This is a genomic window from Arthrobacter sp. TRD_SC_6 (genome assembly GCF_055361185.1).
In genome coordinates this window covers 2,301,140-2,317,497 of the sequence record NZ_CM143953.1, presented here as the reverse complement: position 1 = coordinate 2,317,497, position 16,358 = coordinate 2,301,140, and the positions used below count along the sequence as shown (strand labels likewise).

The window sequence follows — 16,358 nt, the reverse complement described above, 5'->3', positions numbered from 1 at the left end:
GAGCTCGCCCGTACGTCGAGTCAGTCGTCGTAGCCGTAAAAATACCGCTCGAAGATGGCCCTGCTGCGCCGGGTGAGCCGGAGGTAATCCTCCTCCAGCCGCGCTCCGTTCCCCGGACCGTAGCCGCACCACCGCGCGACCGCCTCCAGATCGCGCCGTGACGAGGGAAGCAGGTCCGATGGCTTGCCGCTCCAGACCATGATCGCCGCGCGGATGCGGGAGGTGAGTTGCCAGCTCGAACGCAAGGTCACGACGTCGTCTGCTGGCAACAGCCCGTGCTCCCTCACGGCGTCCATCGCCTCAAGCGTGGAGGTTGTGCGCAACGCCGCGACGCTGGCAGCATGCTGCAGTTGAAGGAGCTGGACGAGCCACTCCACGTCGCTCAATCCCCCGCGTCCAAGCTTCAGATGCCGGGAAGGATCAGCCCCGCGCGGAAGGCGCTCGGATTCCATCCGTGCTTTCAGCCGACGGATTTCCCGGACGTCTTTCTCGTCGGTATCACCGGCATAGCGGATGGGATCTATCAGCTGAACGAAGGCTCCCGCAAGGTCATCGTTGCCTGCGATCGGCAACGCGCGCAGCAGCGCCTGCGATTCCCATACGAGTGACCATCTTTCGTAATACGCGCGGAAGGATTCGATCGAACGCACCATCGGCCCGCTCTTTCCTTCCGGCCGCAGGTCCGCGTCAATTTCGAGCACACGCTCAGCCTGGATGGCGGGGGTACAGGGTTGCTGCAGGAGGTGGCGCAGCTGTCCCACCACTTTCTCCGCCTGGGCTTGCGCCGCTGCAGGATCCGCGCCGTCGTGCGCCCTGTGCACGTACATGACGTCCGCGTCGGAGCCGTAGGTGATTTCACGCCCGCCTTGACGTCCCATGGCGACGACAACGACGTCGGTGAGCTGCGGCTCTGCTGCGAACGTGTCCGCTTCCGCGACGTTGAGCGCCCCGAGGATCGCCGCCCGGTCCGCGTCGGCGAGCGCTGGCCCTACCTGGTCCTGGCTTAGCAACCCGGAACTGTCAGCGATCGCTATACGCAGGACTTCCCGCCGCCTGATGAGGCGGATCAAGCGCATTGCCTCGCGCGGTTCGGGGTGCCTGGACATCTTGGACTGGATCTCCTGCCATTGGGCAGCGAACGGCACCGGCGCGAGATCCTTGTCGGAACCCAGCCATTTCGTTGACTCCGGGGAGACCTCAAGCAGGTCGGTGATGAAACGGCTCGAGGAGAGGATATGGCACAGACGCTCCGCAGCGGCCGCTGAGTCGCGCAACATGCCGAGATACCAGTGGGTTTCCCCCAGCGATTCACTGAGCCTGCGGAACCCCAGCAGGCCCGCATCCGGATCGACTCCGTCCGCCAGCCAGTCGAGCAGCACTGGTAGCAATTGCCGCTGCAATGCCGACCGCCGACTGATTCCGGTGGTCAATGCCTCGATGTGGCGCAATGCCCCTTTCGGATCGAGGTACCCTAACGCGGCCAGGCGCGCACGCGCCGCCTCCGGCGTCAGTTTTACCTCATCGACGCTGAGGTTGGCTGCGGCGTTGAGCAGCGGCCGGTAGAAGATCGATTCGTGCAGCCGGCGGACCAGGCGCTTGGTCTTGTGCCACTCCTCCAGCAGGCCCGCCGCCGTCGGCCGATGCGTGATCAAAGTGCTGGAAGCGGACTTCGCCAGGGCCTTCAGGTTCGCCTCACCCTCCGGCATCAGGTGCGTCCTTCGCATCTGGACCAGCTGTATCCGGTGTTCGAGCACCCGCAGGTACCGGTAGGAACGATCGAATTCCTCTGCGTCCTTTCTCCCGATGTAACCTGCAGCGCTGAGCGCGGCGATGGCAGACGTCGTTGCCTGGGTTCTCAGCGATTCGTCAGCTTTCCCGTGAACCAGCTGAAGCAGCTGGACCGTGAATTCGACGTCACGCAGTCCCCCGGCGCCCAGCTTCAGCTGCCGCTGCACCTCGTGGGAAGGGATGTTGTCGGTGACCCTGCGGCGCATTGCCTGCACGGACTCAACGAATCCCTCACGCTCAGATGAGTTCCACACCAGCCCGGAAAGGGCAGCAGCATAATCCTCGCCGAGGGCAACGTCCCCGGCTATCGGCCTCGCCTTGAGCAACGCCTGGAACTCCCAGCTCTGCGCCCACCGTTCGTAATAGCTGAGGTGTGATTGGAGCGTCCGGACAAGCGGGCCGTCCTTGCCTTCAGGGCGAAGGTTGGCGTCCACCTCCCAGAGCCCGGGTTCGCGTGCTGAAGAGGTGATCGCCCTTGAGATCCCGGTAGCGAGGGCCGTGCCGATGCGAACCGCCCGGTCCTCGTCAAGCCCCTCAGAGTCGATCACGTAGATGACGTCGACGTCGGAGATGTAGTTCAGTTCACCCGCGCCGCACTTTCCCATGCCGATCACCGCAAGACGCACGGCCTGGACGTCCTCGGGATCCTCTATGGAAGCGAGCTCTGCCCGGGCGACCGCCAACGCCGCGTCGAGGGCTGCCGAGGCGAGGTCAGCAAGTTCGCGACCCACCGACGGCAGATAGTCCGTCGGGGACACTGCACAGAGGTCCCGGATGGCGAGGTCCGTCAGATGGGCGCGGTAGCGGGTCCGCAGTGCCCGGTAGGCCTGTTCCCCGGTCATACCGGCGACGGGCTGCCGTCCCCCGGCCCTTGCACCCACCGATTGCAGGAGTGAAGTCCGCAACCGCCCGACGTCGACCCTTCCGGGTTCGGCACTGGGGCGCGCCCGAAGCACGTCGGCGTGTTCAGGGTGCCTCATCAGGAACTCGGCAAGCGCTTCAGACGCCCCCAGCAACCGGAAGAGCGGCTCCGCGTCCTCGGTGCCGCTCACCAGTGCTGCCAAGTCCGGCTGCACAGCGAGAAGGCGCACCAGGGACTGTAGAGCGAGGTCGGGGTTTGCGGCATAGGCCAGGCCGTCAAAAAGCCTGTCCTCGGGAACATCCTTCAGCTCAGCCGCCGCGAGGAAACGGCTGCTCTTGTCCAGGTCAGTGAACCCGTTGGTGATCAGTTTTCTGCTGAGGCTCATGGGCTCGCCGCTTAGAGAATCCCCAGGTTGCGCCTCAGTTCGTACGGCGTGACCTGGATCCGGTAATCGTGCCACTCGGCGCGTTTGTTGCGAAGGAAGTTCTCGTACACCTGCTCCCCGAGTATCTCGGCCACCAGTTCTGAATCTTCCATCGCCCTGACAGCATCATGGAGGCTGGCTGGCAGCGGATCGTGGCCCATGGCCCGCCGTTCAGCCGCCGTCAGGCTCCACACGTCGTCCTCGGCACCGGGCGGCAGTTCATAACCCTCCTCGATCCCTTTGAGACCGGAGCCAAGCAACACCGAGTAGGCGAGGTAGGGGTTGGTCGCCGAGTCGATTCCCCGGTATTCGATCCGAGCGGACTGCCCCTTGTTCGGCTTGTACAGGGGTACGCGCACCAGTGCTGAGCGGTTGTTATGACCCCACGACAGGTAGCTGGGCGCCTCGCCACCGCCCCAAAGCCGCTTATAGGAGTTGACGAACTGGTTGGTCACGGCCGTGAACTCAGGCGCATGCCGCAGGATGCCGGCGATGAACTGACGTGCGGTTTTGGACAGCTGGTACTCCCCACCAGCCTCGAAGAAAGCGTTGGAGTCTCCTTCGAAGAGCGAGAAGTGCGTATGCATTCCCGATCCAGGATGGTCCGAAAACGGCTTGGGCATGAAAGTGGCGTAACTGTCCTGGGTCAGCGCCACTTCCTTGATCACCGTGCGGAAAGTCATGATGTTATCCGCGGTCTGCAGCGCATCGGCGTACCGCAGATCGATCTCGTTCTGTCCGGGACCGGCCTCATGGTGGCTGAACTCGACCGAAATACCCACCGACTCAAGCATTGCGACGGCGGTCCGCCGGAAGTCCTGCGCAACACCCCCGGGCACGTGGTCGAAGTAGCCCGCCTGATCCACTGGAACCGGCTGGCCATCGGGCCCCAGTTCGTCAGACTTCAGCAGGTAGAACTCGATCTCGGGATGGGTGTAGCACGTGAAGCCCATGTCCGCGGCCTTCGCCAGGGTGCGCTTGAGCACCCCGCGCGGATCTGCCGCAGACGGCTGGCCATCCGGCGTCAGGATGTCGCAGAACATCCTTGAGGTCTGCTCTTTCTCCCCCCGCCACGGCAGGATCTGGAAAGTCGACGGATCAGGCTGCGCCAGCATGTCGGACTCATACACCCGGGCAAGCCCTTCGATGGACGACCCGTCGAAGCCGAGCCCCTCCTCGAAAGCACCCTCCACTTCGGCGGGCGCCAAAGCGACCGACTTCAGCGAGCCGACGACGTCGGTGAACCAGAGTCGAACAAACCGGACGTCGCGTTCCTCAATAGTGCGTAGGACAAACTCCTGCTGCCGATCCATTCCTGCCCACTTTCAGTTCGATTCCACGAGCGGATCACCTGCCCACCCCATATACGTGGGGGCACGCCCTTGAGCGTCCAGGTCCGTTGCTCACTTTACTGATTCAGCCCGGCCCGCGCGTCAACACAGCCGCAGGCCCCGTCGAAGCAAACAGTATGTCTCCTGTGTTACGAGCCCGTTACTCAATGGGCGGGCGCGACCGGCCCCCATAGCGCTACACACACACACCTCGCTACGCTCGGCGCGGGACCCTACCAGTAGCGCCTACAGGCCCACACACACACACACACACACACACCTCGCTACGCTCGGCGCGGACCCCTACCAGTAGGCTTAGCGTCATGAATTCCGCGGAGATTCCTGCCCCTTACGGAACCGGAGCGCCCAGTGCCGAGACGCCGTCGTCGTCCCGGCCGTTAGCGCGCATTCGGACACACCACCTCCAGGCGGCCAAGGACGAAGGGCGACGTTTCGCCATGCTCACCGCCTACGACCAATATGCAGCCGAGATCTTTGACAGCGCCGGAACCGAGGTGTTGCTTGTCGGGGATTCAGCGGCCAACAACGTGCTCGGTCACGCCACAACACTGCCGATCACCATGGACGAGATGATCATGTTCTCCCGTGCCGTCACCCGGGGCGCAAAGCGGGCTCTCGTCGTCGCCGATCTGCCGTTCGGAAGCTATGAGGTTTCCCCGGCCCAGGGCGTCGAGTCATCGGTGCGGCTCATGAAAGAAGGACTCGTACACGCAGTCAAAATGGAGGGCGGCAAGCATTACGCGGAGACGGTGCGGGCGATTGTCCGTGCAGGGATCCCCGTGATGGCCCACGTCGGTTTCACCCCGCAGAGCGAACACTCCCTCGGCGGCTACCGGGTGCAGGGGCGCGGGGAGGCCGGCCAGCAGGTGATTGACGACGCCGTCGCGCTGGCTGAAGCTGGTGCATTCTGCGTGTTGATGGAGATGGTCCCCGCAGACGTTGCCACGCAGATCGACCAGGCAATCAACGTGCCGACAATCGGGATCGGAGCAGGTTCAGCCACCACGGGTCAGGTATTGGTCTGGCAGGACATGGCCGGGCTGCGCGAAGGAAAGCAGGCGAAGTTCGTCAAGCAGTTCGCTGACGTGCGGTCAGTCCTCGCCGACGCCGCGCGGGCCTACGGAAATGAAGTCCGCTCAGGCGCCTTCCCGGGCCCCGAACACAGTTTCTGATCCGCACCCTACGTCCTACCGAGCCTGACAAACGGTCCGCCTAGTCCTCTTCCTGTGCGTCCCAGGCCCGGTTGCGTTCCTGGACCTTCTCAAGCGCCCGTTCAGCCTCAGCGCGAGTTTGGTACGGACCGATGAGCTGGCTCCAATCCGACTGCGCGTCTTCCTCCACCTCGTGTGTCTGAACGTTGTACCAGTACTGCACCATTGCGGCCTCCTCATGCTGAAGTTGTGCTTCAGAGATTGTGAAGCTTCGATCACTCGCGAGCTTTCGATGCTGTCGTTACTCACCGATAGGATCTAGGGTATGCCCCACCTATCCTCCACCGCACCGCTCGGCACGCTCGAACGCGGAGCGGTCAGCCCAGCCCGTTCGGTGCCAGCATCGATTGTGCGCCCCGAATACGTGGGCAAGGCCGCGCCCGCAAAATTCGAGGGCTCGGAGGTGAAGTCGGCGGAAACTATCGAGCGGATCCGCCGAGCGAGCAAACTTGCGGCCCGGGCCATTCAGGAAGTCGGCCGGCACATCAAGCCTGGAGTAACCACCGACCAGCTCGATGCCGTTGGCCACCAATTCCTTGTCGATCATGGCGCATATCCGTCAACCTTGGGCTACCGCGGCTTTCCGAAGTCCATTTGCTCCTCGCTCAATGAGGTCATCTGCCACGGTATTCCCGATTCCACAGTGGTCCAGGACGGCGACATCCTCAACATTGACATCACCGCTTACCTCGACGGCGTGCACGGCGATACCAACTACACCTTCCTGGTCGGGGACGTTGATGAGGAATCACGCCTTCTTGTGGAGCGAACACAGGAAGCCCTCGCCCGGGCCATCAAGGTAGTGGCACCGGGACGGCAGATCAACGTGATCGGGCGCGCCATCGAGTCCTACGCGAGAAGGTTCGGCTACGGTGTGGTCCGGGACTTCACCGGCCACGGGGTTGGGGAGGCCTTCCACACCGGCCTGATCATCCCCCATTATGACGCCGCTCCGGCCTATAGCCGGATCATCGAACCAGGGATGGTCTTCACTATCGAGCCCATGCTGACGCTCGGAACCATCGACTGGGAGATGTGGCCCGATGACTGGACAGTCGTAACCAAGGACCGCCGTCGCACAGCCCAGTTCGAGCACACTCTGCTCGTGACTGAAAACGGCGCCGAGATACTCACCCTCCCTTAGCCGCACCAGAACTCCGCACCACAAGAGCAGTACCCGTCCAGCGGTACCCCAGAACCAACCCGATCCTTTGGAGAATCATGGGCCAGAGCAGCGCCACGAACACCCCCATCAAGCGCAAGGACGGCAAGAAATTGCCGGCGACCATCATCGGCATTGATATCGGCGGTACCGGCATCAAGGGCGGCATTGTGGACCTCGCCGAAGGTGCGATCGTGGGCGACAGATACCGCGTGGAAACGCCGCAGCCCGCCACCCCGGAGGCCGTCGCCATTGTTGTCGCCGACATCGTGGCCGAGCTTTCCACGCGCCCCGGAGCTCCCAAGAAAAGCCTTCCAATCGGCGTCACTTTTCCGGCGATCATCCAGCACGGCGTTGCCCGCTCGGCTGCCAACGTCGACGAGAGCTGGATCGACACGGATGTTGACGCGCTGTTCACAAAGGTTCTTGGCCGGGACGTCCACGTGATTAACGACGCCGATGCCGCGGGACTCGCTGAAGTCCAGTACGGCGCGGGTAAGGGTGTGAACGGCACAGTGCTGGTGATCACGCTGGGCACCGGAATCGGGTCAGCGTTCATCTTCGATGGCAAACTTGTTCCGAACGCCGAGCTCGGCCATCTCGAGATCGACGGCCATGACGCCGAGACGCAGGCTTCCGCCGTCGCGCGTGAACGCCTCGGACTGAATTGGGACGAGTACTCGGTCAAGCTGCAGCGTTACTTCTCCCACGTGGAGTTCCTGTTCTCTCCTGAACTCTTCATCGTCGGCGGCGGAATTTCGAAGCGGAGTAAGGACTTCCTGCCGAACCTCTCACTCCGCACACCGATCATCCCCGCCGAACTGCGGAATCAAGCGGGAATTGTCGGCGCGGCGCTTCAAGCCGCACTGCATTTCAAAAGCGAGCCGGTCGAAGCCCAGTGACCAATGCGGCCATCGTGACTGGAGCCAGCCGCGGGATTGGGGCCGCAATTGCCCGGCGATGCGCGCGGGATGGTTACGCGGTGGTCGTCAACTTTTCCGAAGATGCGGTTGGAGCGGCTGAGGTGGTCAGAGACATCACCGCGGGCGGAGGCACAGCCGTTGCCGTGTGCGGCGACGTGAGCAGTCCGTCCGCCGTCCGTGAGCTCTTTTCCGCAGCTGAACCCCTTGGTCCGGTGACCGCCGTCGTCAATAACGCCGGGATCACTGGCAACCTCATCGGCCCCCTGGTCGATGTACCACCCGATGTCCTTGCCCGGGTAACGAACGTCAACGTGCTCGGCCCGCTGCTGGTATGTCAGGAAGCCGTTCGGAGGATGGCTACCGACACCGGCGGAAAGGGTGGACAGATCATCAATATTTCCTCCACCGCAACCAAACTTGGCTCCCCGAATACCTGGGTACATTACGCGGCGACCAAGGGGGCTGTGGACGTCCTCACCGCTGGCCTGGCCACCGAGGTGGCGGGCAGGGGTATCAGGGTCAACGCCGTTGCTCCAGGCAGCACCAACACGGGTCTGCACGCGGCAGCCGGCATGCCAAACCGCGTGGAACAGCTGAACACCGTCATTCCTTTGGGGCGGGGCGCGGAACCGCACGAGATTGCGAATGCGGTCTCCTGGCTACTCTCCGACGAAGCAGCGTACCTGACGGGTGTCATCCTGCCGGTGAGCGGCGGACGTTAACCAGGCGATACGTGGTGCCGGTGGTGGCAGCGGCTTCCCCTCCGCGGCCACCACCGGAGACTATGTGGCCGTGAGCGGCCGTTGCGCGCCTGCCGGAGGCGTGGACTCTGGGCTCCCTGCTTCGCTACGCAGCTTCCCGATGGCTTTTTCGAAGTCTTCGAGAGATTCAAAGCCCTGGTAGACACTGGCAAACCGGAGGTAAGCCACCTGGTCCAATTTTTGCAGCGGCTTGAGGATGGCGAGACCCACCTCGTGGGCATCGATTTCAGCCACCCCGCTGGCCCGGATGGATTCTTCAACCTCCTGGGCGAGAAGCGCGAGGTCATCCTCCGTGACGGGACGCCCCTGGCAGGCCTTCCGGACGCCGCTCACCACTTTCCCGCGGCTGAATGGCTCACCCACGCCGGAGCGCTTGATGACTGATAGCGAGGTGGTCTCCACAGTGGTGAAGCGCTTGCCGCACTCAGGACACTGGCGGCGGCGGCGAATTGCTGAACCGTCATCGGCGAGTCGGCTGTCCACCACCCGGGAATCAGAGCTTCGGCAGAACGGACAGTACATTCCACCCCTCGATTCGGCTTCGGCGACTTGGTGAACGCTGCTCGTAGGTCAGCAACCTCTCCGGCGTCCCACTCATTCTAGGACTAGATGTAGTGAAACTACAACCGTGTGATTACCACATGTGGTGGTTCAGGCGTTCTCGAAGCGGATCTTGACCGCATCCCCGTGCCCGGGCAGATCCTCTGCCGCGGCCAGGTTCACGACGTGCTCGCTGACGCCCCGCAACGCCGCCGCACTGTAGTCCACAACCTGCATGCTCCGAAGGAAAGTGTGGATCCCAAGTCCCGACGCGAAGGCTGCAGTCCCGGCCGTCGGCAGTACGTGATTAGATCCGGCGCAGTAATCACCAAGGCTGACGGGACTGTTCTCCCCGACAAAGATCGCGCCAGCGTTGCGGATCCTGGAAGCCAGGTCTGCAGCTGCAGCCGTGTGGATCTCGAGGTGCTCGGCGGCATAAGCGTCGCAGACAGCAATACCCTGCTCCAGGTCCTGCACGAGGATGGTGCCGGATTGAGGTCCTGAAAGCGCTGTTTCGACCCGCTCCCGGTGCCTGGTTACCGGAACCAGCACTGCCAATTCGCGCCGGACGGCTGCGGCCAGGGCATCGGACGGCGTGATGAGGACTGACGCCGCATGTGGATCGTGTTCGGCCTGGCTGATGAGATCAGCGGCAATCAGCCGTGGGTTGGCAGTTTCATCAGCAAGCACCGCGATTTCCGTGGTGCCGGCCTCGGCATCGATACCAACGACCCCCTTCACCAGGCGCTTGGCCGCTGCCACGTAGATATTCCCCGGACCCGTCACGACGTCGACCGGTTCAATTGCGCTGCGGTCCTGATCCCCCGACACACCGTAGGCGAAAGCTGCCACCGCCTGAGCGCCACCGATTGCGTACACTTCCGTCACGCCAAGAAGCGCTGCGGCCGCGAGGATAGTGGGGTGCGGCAGTCCACCGAACTCCTTCTGGGGAGGAGAAGCAAGTGCGATGGACGCTACACCCGCCGCCTGGGCGGGGACCACATTCATGATCACCGAGGACGCCAGGACGGCCAGTCCGCCCGGGACGTAGAGCCCTACCCGCCCGACGGCAATCCACCGCTGGGTCAGGTGCGCGCCCGGCTGTATCTCGACGGCAACGTCCTGTGGCTTCTGGGCCAACGCGAAGGTGCGGGCGCGGTCAATGGACTCAACCAGGGCCGCCCGGACCTCCGGCGCCAGCGTCGCAAGCGCTTCGGCCAGCGCGCTCGCCGGGACCCTGGGATCCGACTGCCCGACGCCGTCGAACTTTCGCGCGAGGTCGCTCAGCGACTCAAACCCGCGGGTACGCACGTCCTGAATAATCTCCTGGACGCTTCCAGCAACAGCGTCAAAGGATGCGGCGGCGCTCCGGGGCATTGCCGCCCGCAGTCCGGCCGTCGAAAGGTGCGCTGCACGCAGATCGGTGGTGCGGAAGGCATCGAATGAAACGGAAGCAGTCTGGGAAGTCACCACACAATTCTACGGGTGGCGCCTGCCGTCCGCGCGTCCGTGACGGCCAGGATACGCAGGTTGAATCGAGATCTGGCACCCGTAGATGTTCTAGCGCTTGGGCCTCGTCAACAGGAGGCCGAGCAGGGCAGCAACAAAGACCACCAGCGAAATCACCGCCGGCCAGATCAGGGCCACGCCAAGGGACCGAAGTTCGAACGGGAACTCCGCGGATCCATTGCCTATCAATCCGCCAAGCCACTGGCCAACCAGCACCGCCAGCACCGAACCCAGCAGACTGCCGCCCACCGCTGCGCAGACACGCTGCCATGCGCCAGGCAGATCCACCCGGTTGGTCAGCAACCATCCGATGACGACGCCGGCCGCAAGTTCCAGCCCGCCAAGCACCAGGTCGCGCTGAAGCCAGGACTCCGCGACCGTCCGGTCGCCGTGAAGTGCGCCGCCCGGGGAAGCAAGCCACCACAGTACTCCCACCACCGGACCGAGCAGGGTGGTCGCCGCCCCCCACCACACCAATGACGACGGCGGGGCGGTGGTCTGCGCTGCTGGTCCGGTGTAGACCGGAGGAGGATAGGTGCCGGGCAAGGCATCTGAATCGTGCATTCGTCTACCCTAGCCGTCCTTCCAGGTAACCGTTTACGCGTCCAGGCACGTCGGTCCAAGCAGCACCTTGAGGTCACCGAACAGTGCAGACGTGGGATTGACCCGCAGGTCTACCGGCAGTGACAGCACGGCAAGGTGCCGTTCCTTTCGCACGTGCAGCCGCACCTCGGAGTTGCCCCGGTGCTGCCTCAGCACGGACCCCAGCTCCTGGATCACCGGCTCGGTGGCGCGGTGATGCAGCAGGGAAATGACTACCGGGCCGGAGTGACCCTCGGTGAGGTCGGGGACGGAAAGTTCCTGAGCATTGAGGGTGACGGTGCCATCATCGCGGCGCTGCAGGCGCCCACGGACCACGACAATGAGATCCTCTTCCAACACCGAGGCGATGGGCCCATACACCTGGCCGAAGAACATAACTTCCATCGAACCGCCCAAGTCCTCCACCTCGGCACGTGCATAGGCGTTGCCGCTGTTCTTCGCGATCCGGCGCTGGAGGGAAGTGATCATTCCCGCGATGGTGACCATTGCGCCGTCGGCCGGGCCCTCCTCGCCGATGATTGAAGTGATGGCCGAGTCCGCGTGCTGGCTCAACAGCCCCTCGAGACCCTGTAGCGGGTGATCGGAAACGTAGAGGCCAAGCATGTCGCGCTCGAAAGCCAGCTTGTCCTTCTTGGCCCATTCCGGGAGATCGGGGACGTCGACGGAAAGGCCCGTGCCTGCACCCGGGTCGTCGAATACGCTGAAGAGGTCGAACTGGTTGGCTGCCTCGTTGCGCTTGAGCACCACAACGGAGTCCACGGCTTCCTCGTGGATCATGGCGAGCGCGCGGCGCGGATGCCCGAGTGAATCGAAGGCACCGGCCTTGATGAGCGACTCGATGGTGCGCTTGTTGCACACCACTGCCGGAACCTTCTGCAGGAAGTCCGAGAAGGATTCGAACGCGCCCTTCTCCTCGCGTGCCGCGACCATGGCACCGACTACGTTCGCGCCGACATTGCGGATCGCACCCATGCCGAAGCGGATGTCCGTCCCCACGGGAGTGAAGTTCACGCTCGATTCGTTCACATCCGGAGGCAGCACCGTGATGCGCATTCTGCGGCATTCGTTGAGGTACAGCGCCAGCTTGTCTTTATCATCGCCGACGCTGGTCAACAGGGCGGCCATGTACTCGGACGGGTAGTGGGCTTTCAGGTAGGCGGTCCAGAAGGCGACCACGCCGTAAGCAGCCGAGTGGGCCTTATTGAAGGCGTAGTCGGAGAAGGGAAGCAGGATATCCCATAGTGTCTTCACAGCGGCGTCGGAATAGCCGTTGTCCTTCATGCCCTGCGAGAAACCGGCGAACTGCTTATCCAGTTCCTCCTTTTTCTTCTTGCCCATCGCACGACGAAGGATGTCGGCTTGTCCGAGCGAGTATCCGGCGACCTTCTGGGCAATTGCCATCACCTGCTCCTGATACACGATCAGGCCGTAAGTGGTGTTCAGGATCTCGGCGAGCGGCTCTTCAAGTTCCGGGTGGATCGGCGTGATCTCCTGGACGCCGGTTTTCCTCAGTGCGTAGTTGGTGTGGGAGTTGGCACCCATTGGACCCGGGCGGTAGAGGGCAATCACGGCCGAGATGTCCTCGAAGTTGTCCGGACGCATGAGCTTCAACAACGAGCGCATCGGCCCGCCGTCGAGCTGGAACACACCAAGCGTGTCCCCGCGCGCAAGAAGTTCGTAGGACTCCTTGTCCTCCAGCGGGAGTATCTCCAGGTCCAGCTCAAGATCACGGTTGAGCTGGATGTTCTCCAGCGCGTCCGTCATGATCGTGAGGTTCCTCAGGCCAAGGAAGTCCATCTTGATCAGGCCGAGGCTCTCGCAGGTCGGGTAATCGAACTGCGTGATGATCTGGCCGTCCTGGTCGCGGCGCATGATCGGGATGATGTCGATCAGTGGCTCCGAGGACATGATGACGCCTGCCGCGTGAACGCCCCACTGGCGCTTCAGTCCCTCCAGTCCGAGCGCCGTTTCGAAGACCTTCTGGGCGTCAGGGTCGGTTCTCAGTAATTCCCTGAGTTCGTCCCCCTCCGAGTAGCGCTTGGCCTCCTTGTTGTGCACATCGGCCAAGGCAATTCCCTTGCCCATGACGTCCGGCGGCATGGCCTTGGTCAACCGCTCACCCATGGAGAACGGGTACCCCATTACGCGGGAGGAATCTTTGAGCGCCTGTTTGGCCTTGATGGTGCCATACGTGACAATCATGGCAACGCGCTCGTCGCCGTATTTCTCCGTGACATAGCGGATCACTTCGGAGCGGCGGCGATCATCGAAGTCGACGTCGAAGTCCGGCATCGACACGCGGTCCGGGTTGAGGAACCGTTCGAAGATGAGGCCGTGGCGCAGCGGGTCCAGGTCAGTGATGCGCATCGCGTAGGCGGCCATCGAACCGGGGCCCGATCCGCGGCCCGGACCAACGCGGATGCCGTTATTCTTGGCCCAGTTGATGAAGTCTGCAACCACGAGGAAGTAGCCGGGGAAGCCCATCTGGGAGATCACGCCGACCTCGTAATCCGCCTGCTTGCGGACGTCGTCCGGAATCCCCTCCGGATACCGGTAATGGAGACCCGTCTCCACTTCCTTCACAAACCAGGACTGCTCATTCTCGCCTTCCGGAACGGGGAACCGTGGCATGAAGTTGGCATTGGTGTTGAACTCGACGTTGCAGCGTTCCGCGATGAGCAGCGTGTTGTCACAGGCGTCCGGGTAGTCACGGAAGATGGAGCGCATTTCGGCGGGTGACTTGAGATAGAACTCGTCGGCGTCAAACTTGAACCGCTTGGGATCCGCCATGGTGGAACCGGACTGCACGCACAGAAGCGCTGCGTGTGCCTTCGAATCTTCAGCGTGGGTGTAGTGGAGGTCATTGGTCGCAACGAGGGGTAAGCCCAGTTCCCGCGCGAGCTTGATCAGGTCAGCCTGCACGTTCCGCTCGATGTCCAGTCCGTGGTCCATGAGCTCACAGAAGAAGTTTTCCGGGCCGAAGATATCCCGGAAGTCCGACGCCGCCTGCAGTGCTTCCCTGTACAAACCGAGCCGCAGTTTGGTCTGTACCTCCCCCGACGGGCACCCGGTTGTGGCGATCAGGCCTTTGCCGTAGGTCTGGAGGAGGTCGCGGTCCATGCGGGGCTTATACAGGTAGCCCTGGAGCGAAGCCAGCGAGGACATCCGGAAGAGATTGTGCATGCCTTCGGTGGTCTCAGACCACAGAGTCATGTGGGTGTAGGCGCCTGCGCCTGAGACGTCGTCACGCCCGCCGCCGCCCCATTGAACGCGGGTCTTGTCCGCTCGGGCAGTTCCCGGGGTGAGGTACGCCTCGACGCCGACAATGGGTTTCACCCCTGCATTGCGCGCCTTGTTCCAGAAGTCGAATGCACCGAAGACGAACCCGTGGTCGGTGGTCGCGAGGGCATTCATCCCGAGTTCAGTGGTGTGACTGAACAGGTCCCCCAGCCTCGCTGCCCCGTCCAGCATTGAGTACTCGGTGTGATTGTGAAGGTGGACAAAGGAGTCCTGGTTCACAGTGCTGGAAGCTGGGGTTGGAACTGAAGAAACCACCACCTCAGTGTAGCGATCCGAGCTTCCTTTCCGGGACGCCTCACGGGGTGTGGTGTGCGTCAGACCGTTCCGCTGCCCAGGGCGTCAAGGGCATACTGCAGGTCCATCGGGAAGGCGCTGTCGACGGTAACTTTTTCACCGCTGCGGGGATGCTCGAAGGCGAGCCTGCTTGCGTGCAGCCATTGACGTGTAAGCCCCAGGTTTGCGGCCAGCCGGGGGTCCGCGCCGTAAGTCAGGTCACCGGCGCAGGGATGCCGGAGCGCGGAGAAGTGCACACGGATCTGGTGGGTCCGGCCGGTCTCCAGGCGGACGCGGACGAGGCTCGCTTTTCCAAAGGCCTCGACCACCGCGTAATGGGTAATCGATGGCCTGCCGTCCTCCATGACTGCGAATTTCCAGTCGTGGGCAGGATGCCTGCCGATCGGTGCGTCAATAGTGCCCTCAAGCGGATCAGGCAAGCCCTGCACCAGCGCGTGGTATTGCTTTTCCACGGTCCGTTCCTTGAAAGCCCGCTTCAGCGCGGTGTAGGCGTGCTCAGACTTGGCCACGACCATGGTCCCCGATGTGCCGACGTCGAGCCTGTGCACGATCCCGACGCGTTCCGGCGCACCGGAGGTCGAGATGCGGTAGCCGGCGGCGGCCAGCGCGCCGACGACGGTGGGTCCCACCCATCCGGGGGAGGGATGGGCTGCTACACCGACTGGTTTGTCGATTACCACAAAATCTTCGTCGTCAAGCAGGATGGCCATCCCCTCGACCGGTTCCGGAACGATTTCCAGCGGGTTGCGCTGCTCAGGCACAACGACGGTCAGGCGGGTCCCCGCGACGGCCTTCCCCGATTTCTGCACCGGAGAGCCATCAACAGTCACGTATCCGGCAACGCACCAGCCAGCCACGGTCGAGCGGGACTCCCCGGTCAGAGCGGCGAGGAAGGCATCCATCCGCTGGCCTGCTGCGGCGTCCGGTACCTCGAAAACTTCAGGAGCGCTCGTCATCGTTCACCTCAGCATCTACTGCCGGTTCCTTCTGCTCATTGCTGCGCCGCCCGTCCAGCCCTATCCCGCGCAACGTCAGGAGGCAAATGAGGATCACACCGCTGACGACTGCGGTGTCCGCGATGTTGAAGATCGCAAAGTTCGGTAACGCAATGAAGTCCACCACATGCCCCTGCCCGAAGGAGGGCTCACGGAAGAGCCGGTCCGTCAGGTTTCCCAACGCACCTCCCAGCACCAGGCCCAGTGCAACGGCCCAACCCCAGGAGGCAACCTTGCGTATCTGGGTGATGATCGCGATGGACACCAGGGCTTGAATCAGGGTGAAAACCCAGGTGATCTCAGTGCCGATGGAGAAAGCAGCGCCGGAATTCCGGATGAAGTGCCAACTGAGGACCGGCGGCAGCACCTCTGTGATCTGCCCCTCGGTCATGGTGGAAACAACCCATACCTTCGTCAGCTGGTCGATCACGTAGGCAGCCAGGGAACAGCCGAGCAGGAGCAACGCGAAACGCGCGCCAATACGCTTGCCGTGCTTCGGGTGGTGTTCGGTCGACTCGGGGCCGGTGGCAGGAGGTTGCTCGGTCATGATGCTCTCGGTAGTTGCGCCGCAGCGGGCGCCGTCGGACGCGGGCTCACCCTCCAGCGTACGGCAGAGGCCAGTCCCCGGATGAAC

General features: G+C 63.1%; 13 protein-coding genes. 4 read left to right on the top strand and 9 right to left on the bottom strand.

Going from position 1 to position 16,358, the window contains the following annotated elements; translation table 11 throughout:
- Window positions 1–20 precede the first annotated feature (20 nt).
- Together ACWA1U_RS10985 and ACWA1U_RS10980 are read right to left on the bottom strand one after the other, a co-directional pair.
- The gene (locus ACWA1U_RS10985; protein WP_463722225.1) at window positions 21–3,035 is read right to left on the bottom strand and encodes a bifunctional [glutamine synthetase] adenylyltransferase/[glutamine synthetase]-adenylyl-L-tyrosine phosphorylase; all 3,015 of its coding nucleotides are present in this window, start codon (window positions 3,033–3,035) and stop codon (window positions 21–23) included.
- Window positions 3,036–3,046: 11 nt separating this feature from the next.
- A complete protein-coding gene (locus ACWA1U_RS10980; RefSeq protein WP_463722224.1) occupies window positions 3,047–4,387 on the bottom strand; it encodes a glutamine synthetase family protein in 1,341 nt (446 codons plus the stop codon).
- Between the two features lie 341 nt (window positions 4,388–4,728).
- Between ACWA1U_RS10980 and panB the strand changes: the two genes are divergently transcribed.
- Window positions 4,729–5,598, top strand: a complete 870-nt coding sequence (gene panB, locus ACWA1U_RS10975) for a 3-methyl-2-oxobutanoate hydroxymethyltransferase (protein ID WP_463722223.1) — start codon at window positions 4,729–4,731, stop codon at window positions 5,596–5,598.
- 40 nt (window positions 5,599–5,638) lie between these two features.
- Here panB and ACWA1U_RS10970 read toward each other — a convergent pair whose 3' ends face one another.
- Complete coding sequence (locus ACWA1U_RS10970) at window positions 5,639–5,803, bottom strand: SPOR domain-containing protein (RefSeq protein ID WP_463722222.1); 165 nt, start codon at window positions 5,801–5,803, stop codon at window positions 5,639–5,641.
- A gap of 99 nt (window positions 5,804–5,902) precedes the next feature.
- On the opposite strand from ACWA1U_RS10970, the gene map reads away from it, so the two are divergent.
- The 3 genes from map (at window position 5,903) to ACWA1U_RS10955 (ending at window position 8,444) form a co-directional block, all read left to right on the top strand.
- On the top strand, window positions 5,903–6,781 hold the full coding sequence (gene map, locus ACWA1U_RS10965) for a type I methionyl aminopeptidase (RefSeq protein WP_463722221.1): 879 nt from the start codon (window positions 5,903–5,905) through the stop codon (window positions 6,779–6,781).
- A gap of 77 nt (window positions 6,782–6,858) precedes the next feature.
- Window positions 6,859–7,701 carry a polyphosphate--glucose phosphotransferase gene (ppgK, locus tag ACWA1U_RS10960; RefSeq protein ID WP_463722220.1) on the top strand — a complete coding sequence of 281 codons (843 nt, stop codon included), beginning with the start codon at window positions 6,859–6,861 and terminating at the stop codon, window positions 7,699–7,701.
- Window positions 7,702–7,715: 14 nt separating this feature from the next.
- The gene (locus ACWA1U_RS10955; protein WP_463722219.1) at window positions 7,716–8,444 is read left to right on the top strand and encodes an SDR family oxidoreductase; all 729 of its coding nucleotides are present in this window, start codon (window positions 7,716–7,718) and stop codon (window positions 8,442–8,444) included.
- A 60-nt stretch (window positions 8,445–8,504) separates the two neighbouring features.
- On the opposite strand, the gene nrdR is transcribed toward ACWA1U_RS10955, so the two are convergent.
- The 6 genes from nrdR to lspA all read right to left on the bottom strand — a co-directional run bounded on the left by nrdR (window position 8,505) and on the right by lspA (window position 16,271).
- Entirely contained in the window at window positions 8,505–9,005 is a 501-nt protein-coding gene (gene nrdR / locus ACWA1U_RS10950) for a transcriptional regulator NrdR (RefSeq protein WP_463722218.1), read from the bottom strand.
- Between the two features lie 129 nt (window positions 9,006–9,134).
- The gene (gene hisD, locus ACWA1U_RS10945; RefSeq protein WP_463722217.1) at window positions 9,135–10,493 is read right to left on the bottom strand and encodes a histidinol dehydrogenase; all 1,359 of its coding nucleotides are present in this window, start codon (window positions 10,491–10,493) and stop codon (window positions 9,135–9,137) included.
- A gap of 90 nt (window positions 10,494–10,583) precedes the next feature.
- Window positions 10,584–11,096 (bottom strand): Asp23/Gls24 family envelope stress response protein, encoded by a 513-nt coding sequence (locus tag ACWA1U_RS10940; protein WP_463722216.1) that lies wholly within the window; start codon window positions 11,094–11,096, stop codon window positions 10,584–10,586.
- A 33-nt stretch (window positions 11,097–11,129) separates the two neighbouring features.
- Complete coding sequence (dnaE, locus tag ACWA1U_RS10935) at window positions 11,130–14,690, bottom strand: DNA polymerase III subunit alpha (RefSeq protein ID WP_463722215.1); 3,561 nt, start codon at window positions 14,688–14,690, stop codon at window positions 11,130–11,132.
- A gap of 59 nt (window positions 14,691–14,749) precedes the next feature.
- Window positions 14,750–15,685, bottom strand: coding sequence for an RluA family pseudouridine synthase (locus ACWA1U_RS10930; RefSeq protein ID WP_463722214.1), 936 nt, complete (start codon window positions 15,683–15,685; stop codon window positions 14,750–14,752).
- Window positions 15,669–16,271, bottom strand: coding sequence for a signal peptidase II (gene lspA, locus ACWA1U_RS10925; RefSeq protein ID WP_463722213.1), 603 nt, complete (start codon window positions 16,269–16,271; stop codon window positions 15,669–15,671). Before lspA ends, ACWA1U_RS10930 begins: the two co-directional genes overlap by 17 nt.
- Between the last annotated feature and the right edge of the window lie 87 nt (window positions 16,272–16,358).

What these genes read in the sequence shown, in the direction of transcription:
- ACWA1U_RS10985 (WP_463722225.1), bottom strand. Translation starts at nt 3,035, where the DNA reads ATGAGCCTCAGCAGAAAACTGATCACCAACGGGTTCACTGACCTGGAC.
- ACWA1U_RS10980 (WP_463722224.1), bottom strand. Translation starts at nt 4,387, where the DNA reads ATGGATCGGCAGCAGGAGTTTGTCCTACGCACTATTGAGGAACGCGAC.
- panB (WP_463722223.1), top strand. Translation starts at nt 4,729, where the DNA reads ATGAATTCCGCGGAGATTCCTGCCCCTTACGGAACCGGAGCGCCCAGT.
- ACWA1U_RS10970 (WP_463722222.1), bottom strand. Translation starts at nt 5,803, where the DNA reads ATGGTGCAGTACTGGTACAACGTTCAGACACACGAGGTGGAGGAAGAC.
- map (WP_463722221.1), top strand. Translation starts at nt 5,903, where the DNA reads ATGCCCCACCTATCCTCCACCGCACCGCTCGGCACGCTCGAACGCGGA.
- ppgK (WP_463722220.1), top strand. Translation starts at nt 6,859, where the DNA reads ATGGGCCAGAGCAGCGCCACGAACACCCCCATCAAGCGCAAGGACGGC.
- nrdR (WP_463722218.1), bottom strand. Translation starts at nt 9,005, where the DNA reads ATGTACTGTCCGTTCTGCCGAAGCTCTGATTCCCGGGTGGTGGACAGC.
- ACWA1U_RS10940 (WP_463722216.1), bottom strand. Translation starts at nt 11,096, where the DNA reads ATGCACGATTCAGATGCCTTGCCCGGCACCTATCCTCCTCCGGTCTAC.
- ACWA1U_RS10930 (WP_463722214.1), bottom strand. Translation starts at nt 15,685, where the DNA reads ATGACGAGCGCTCCTGAAGTTTTCGAGGTACCGGACGCCGCAGCAGGC.
- lspA (WP_463722213.1), bottom strand. Translation starts at nt 16,271, where the DNA reads ATGACCGAGCAACCTCCTGCCACCGGCCCCGAGTCGACCGAACACCAC.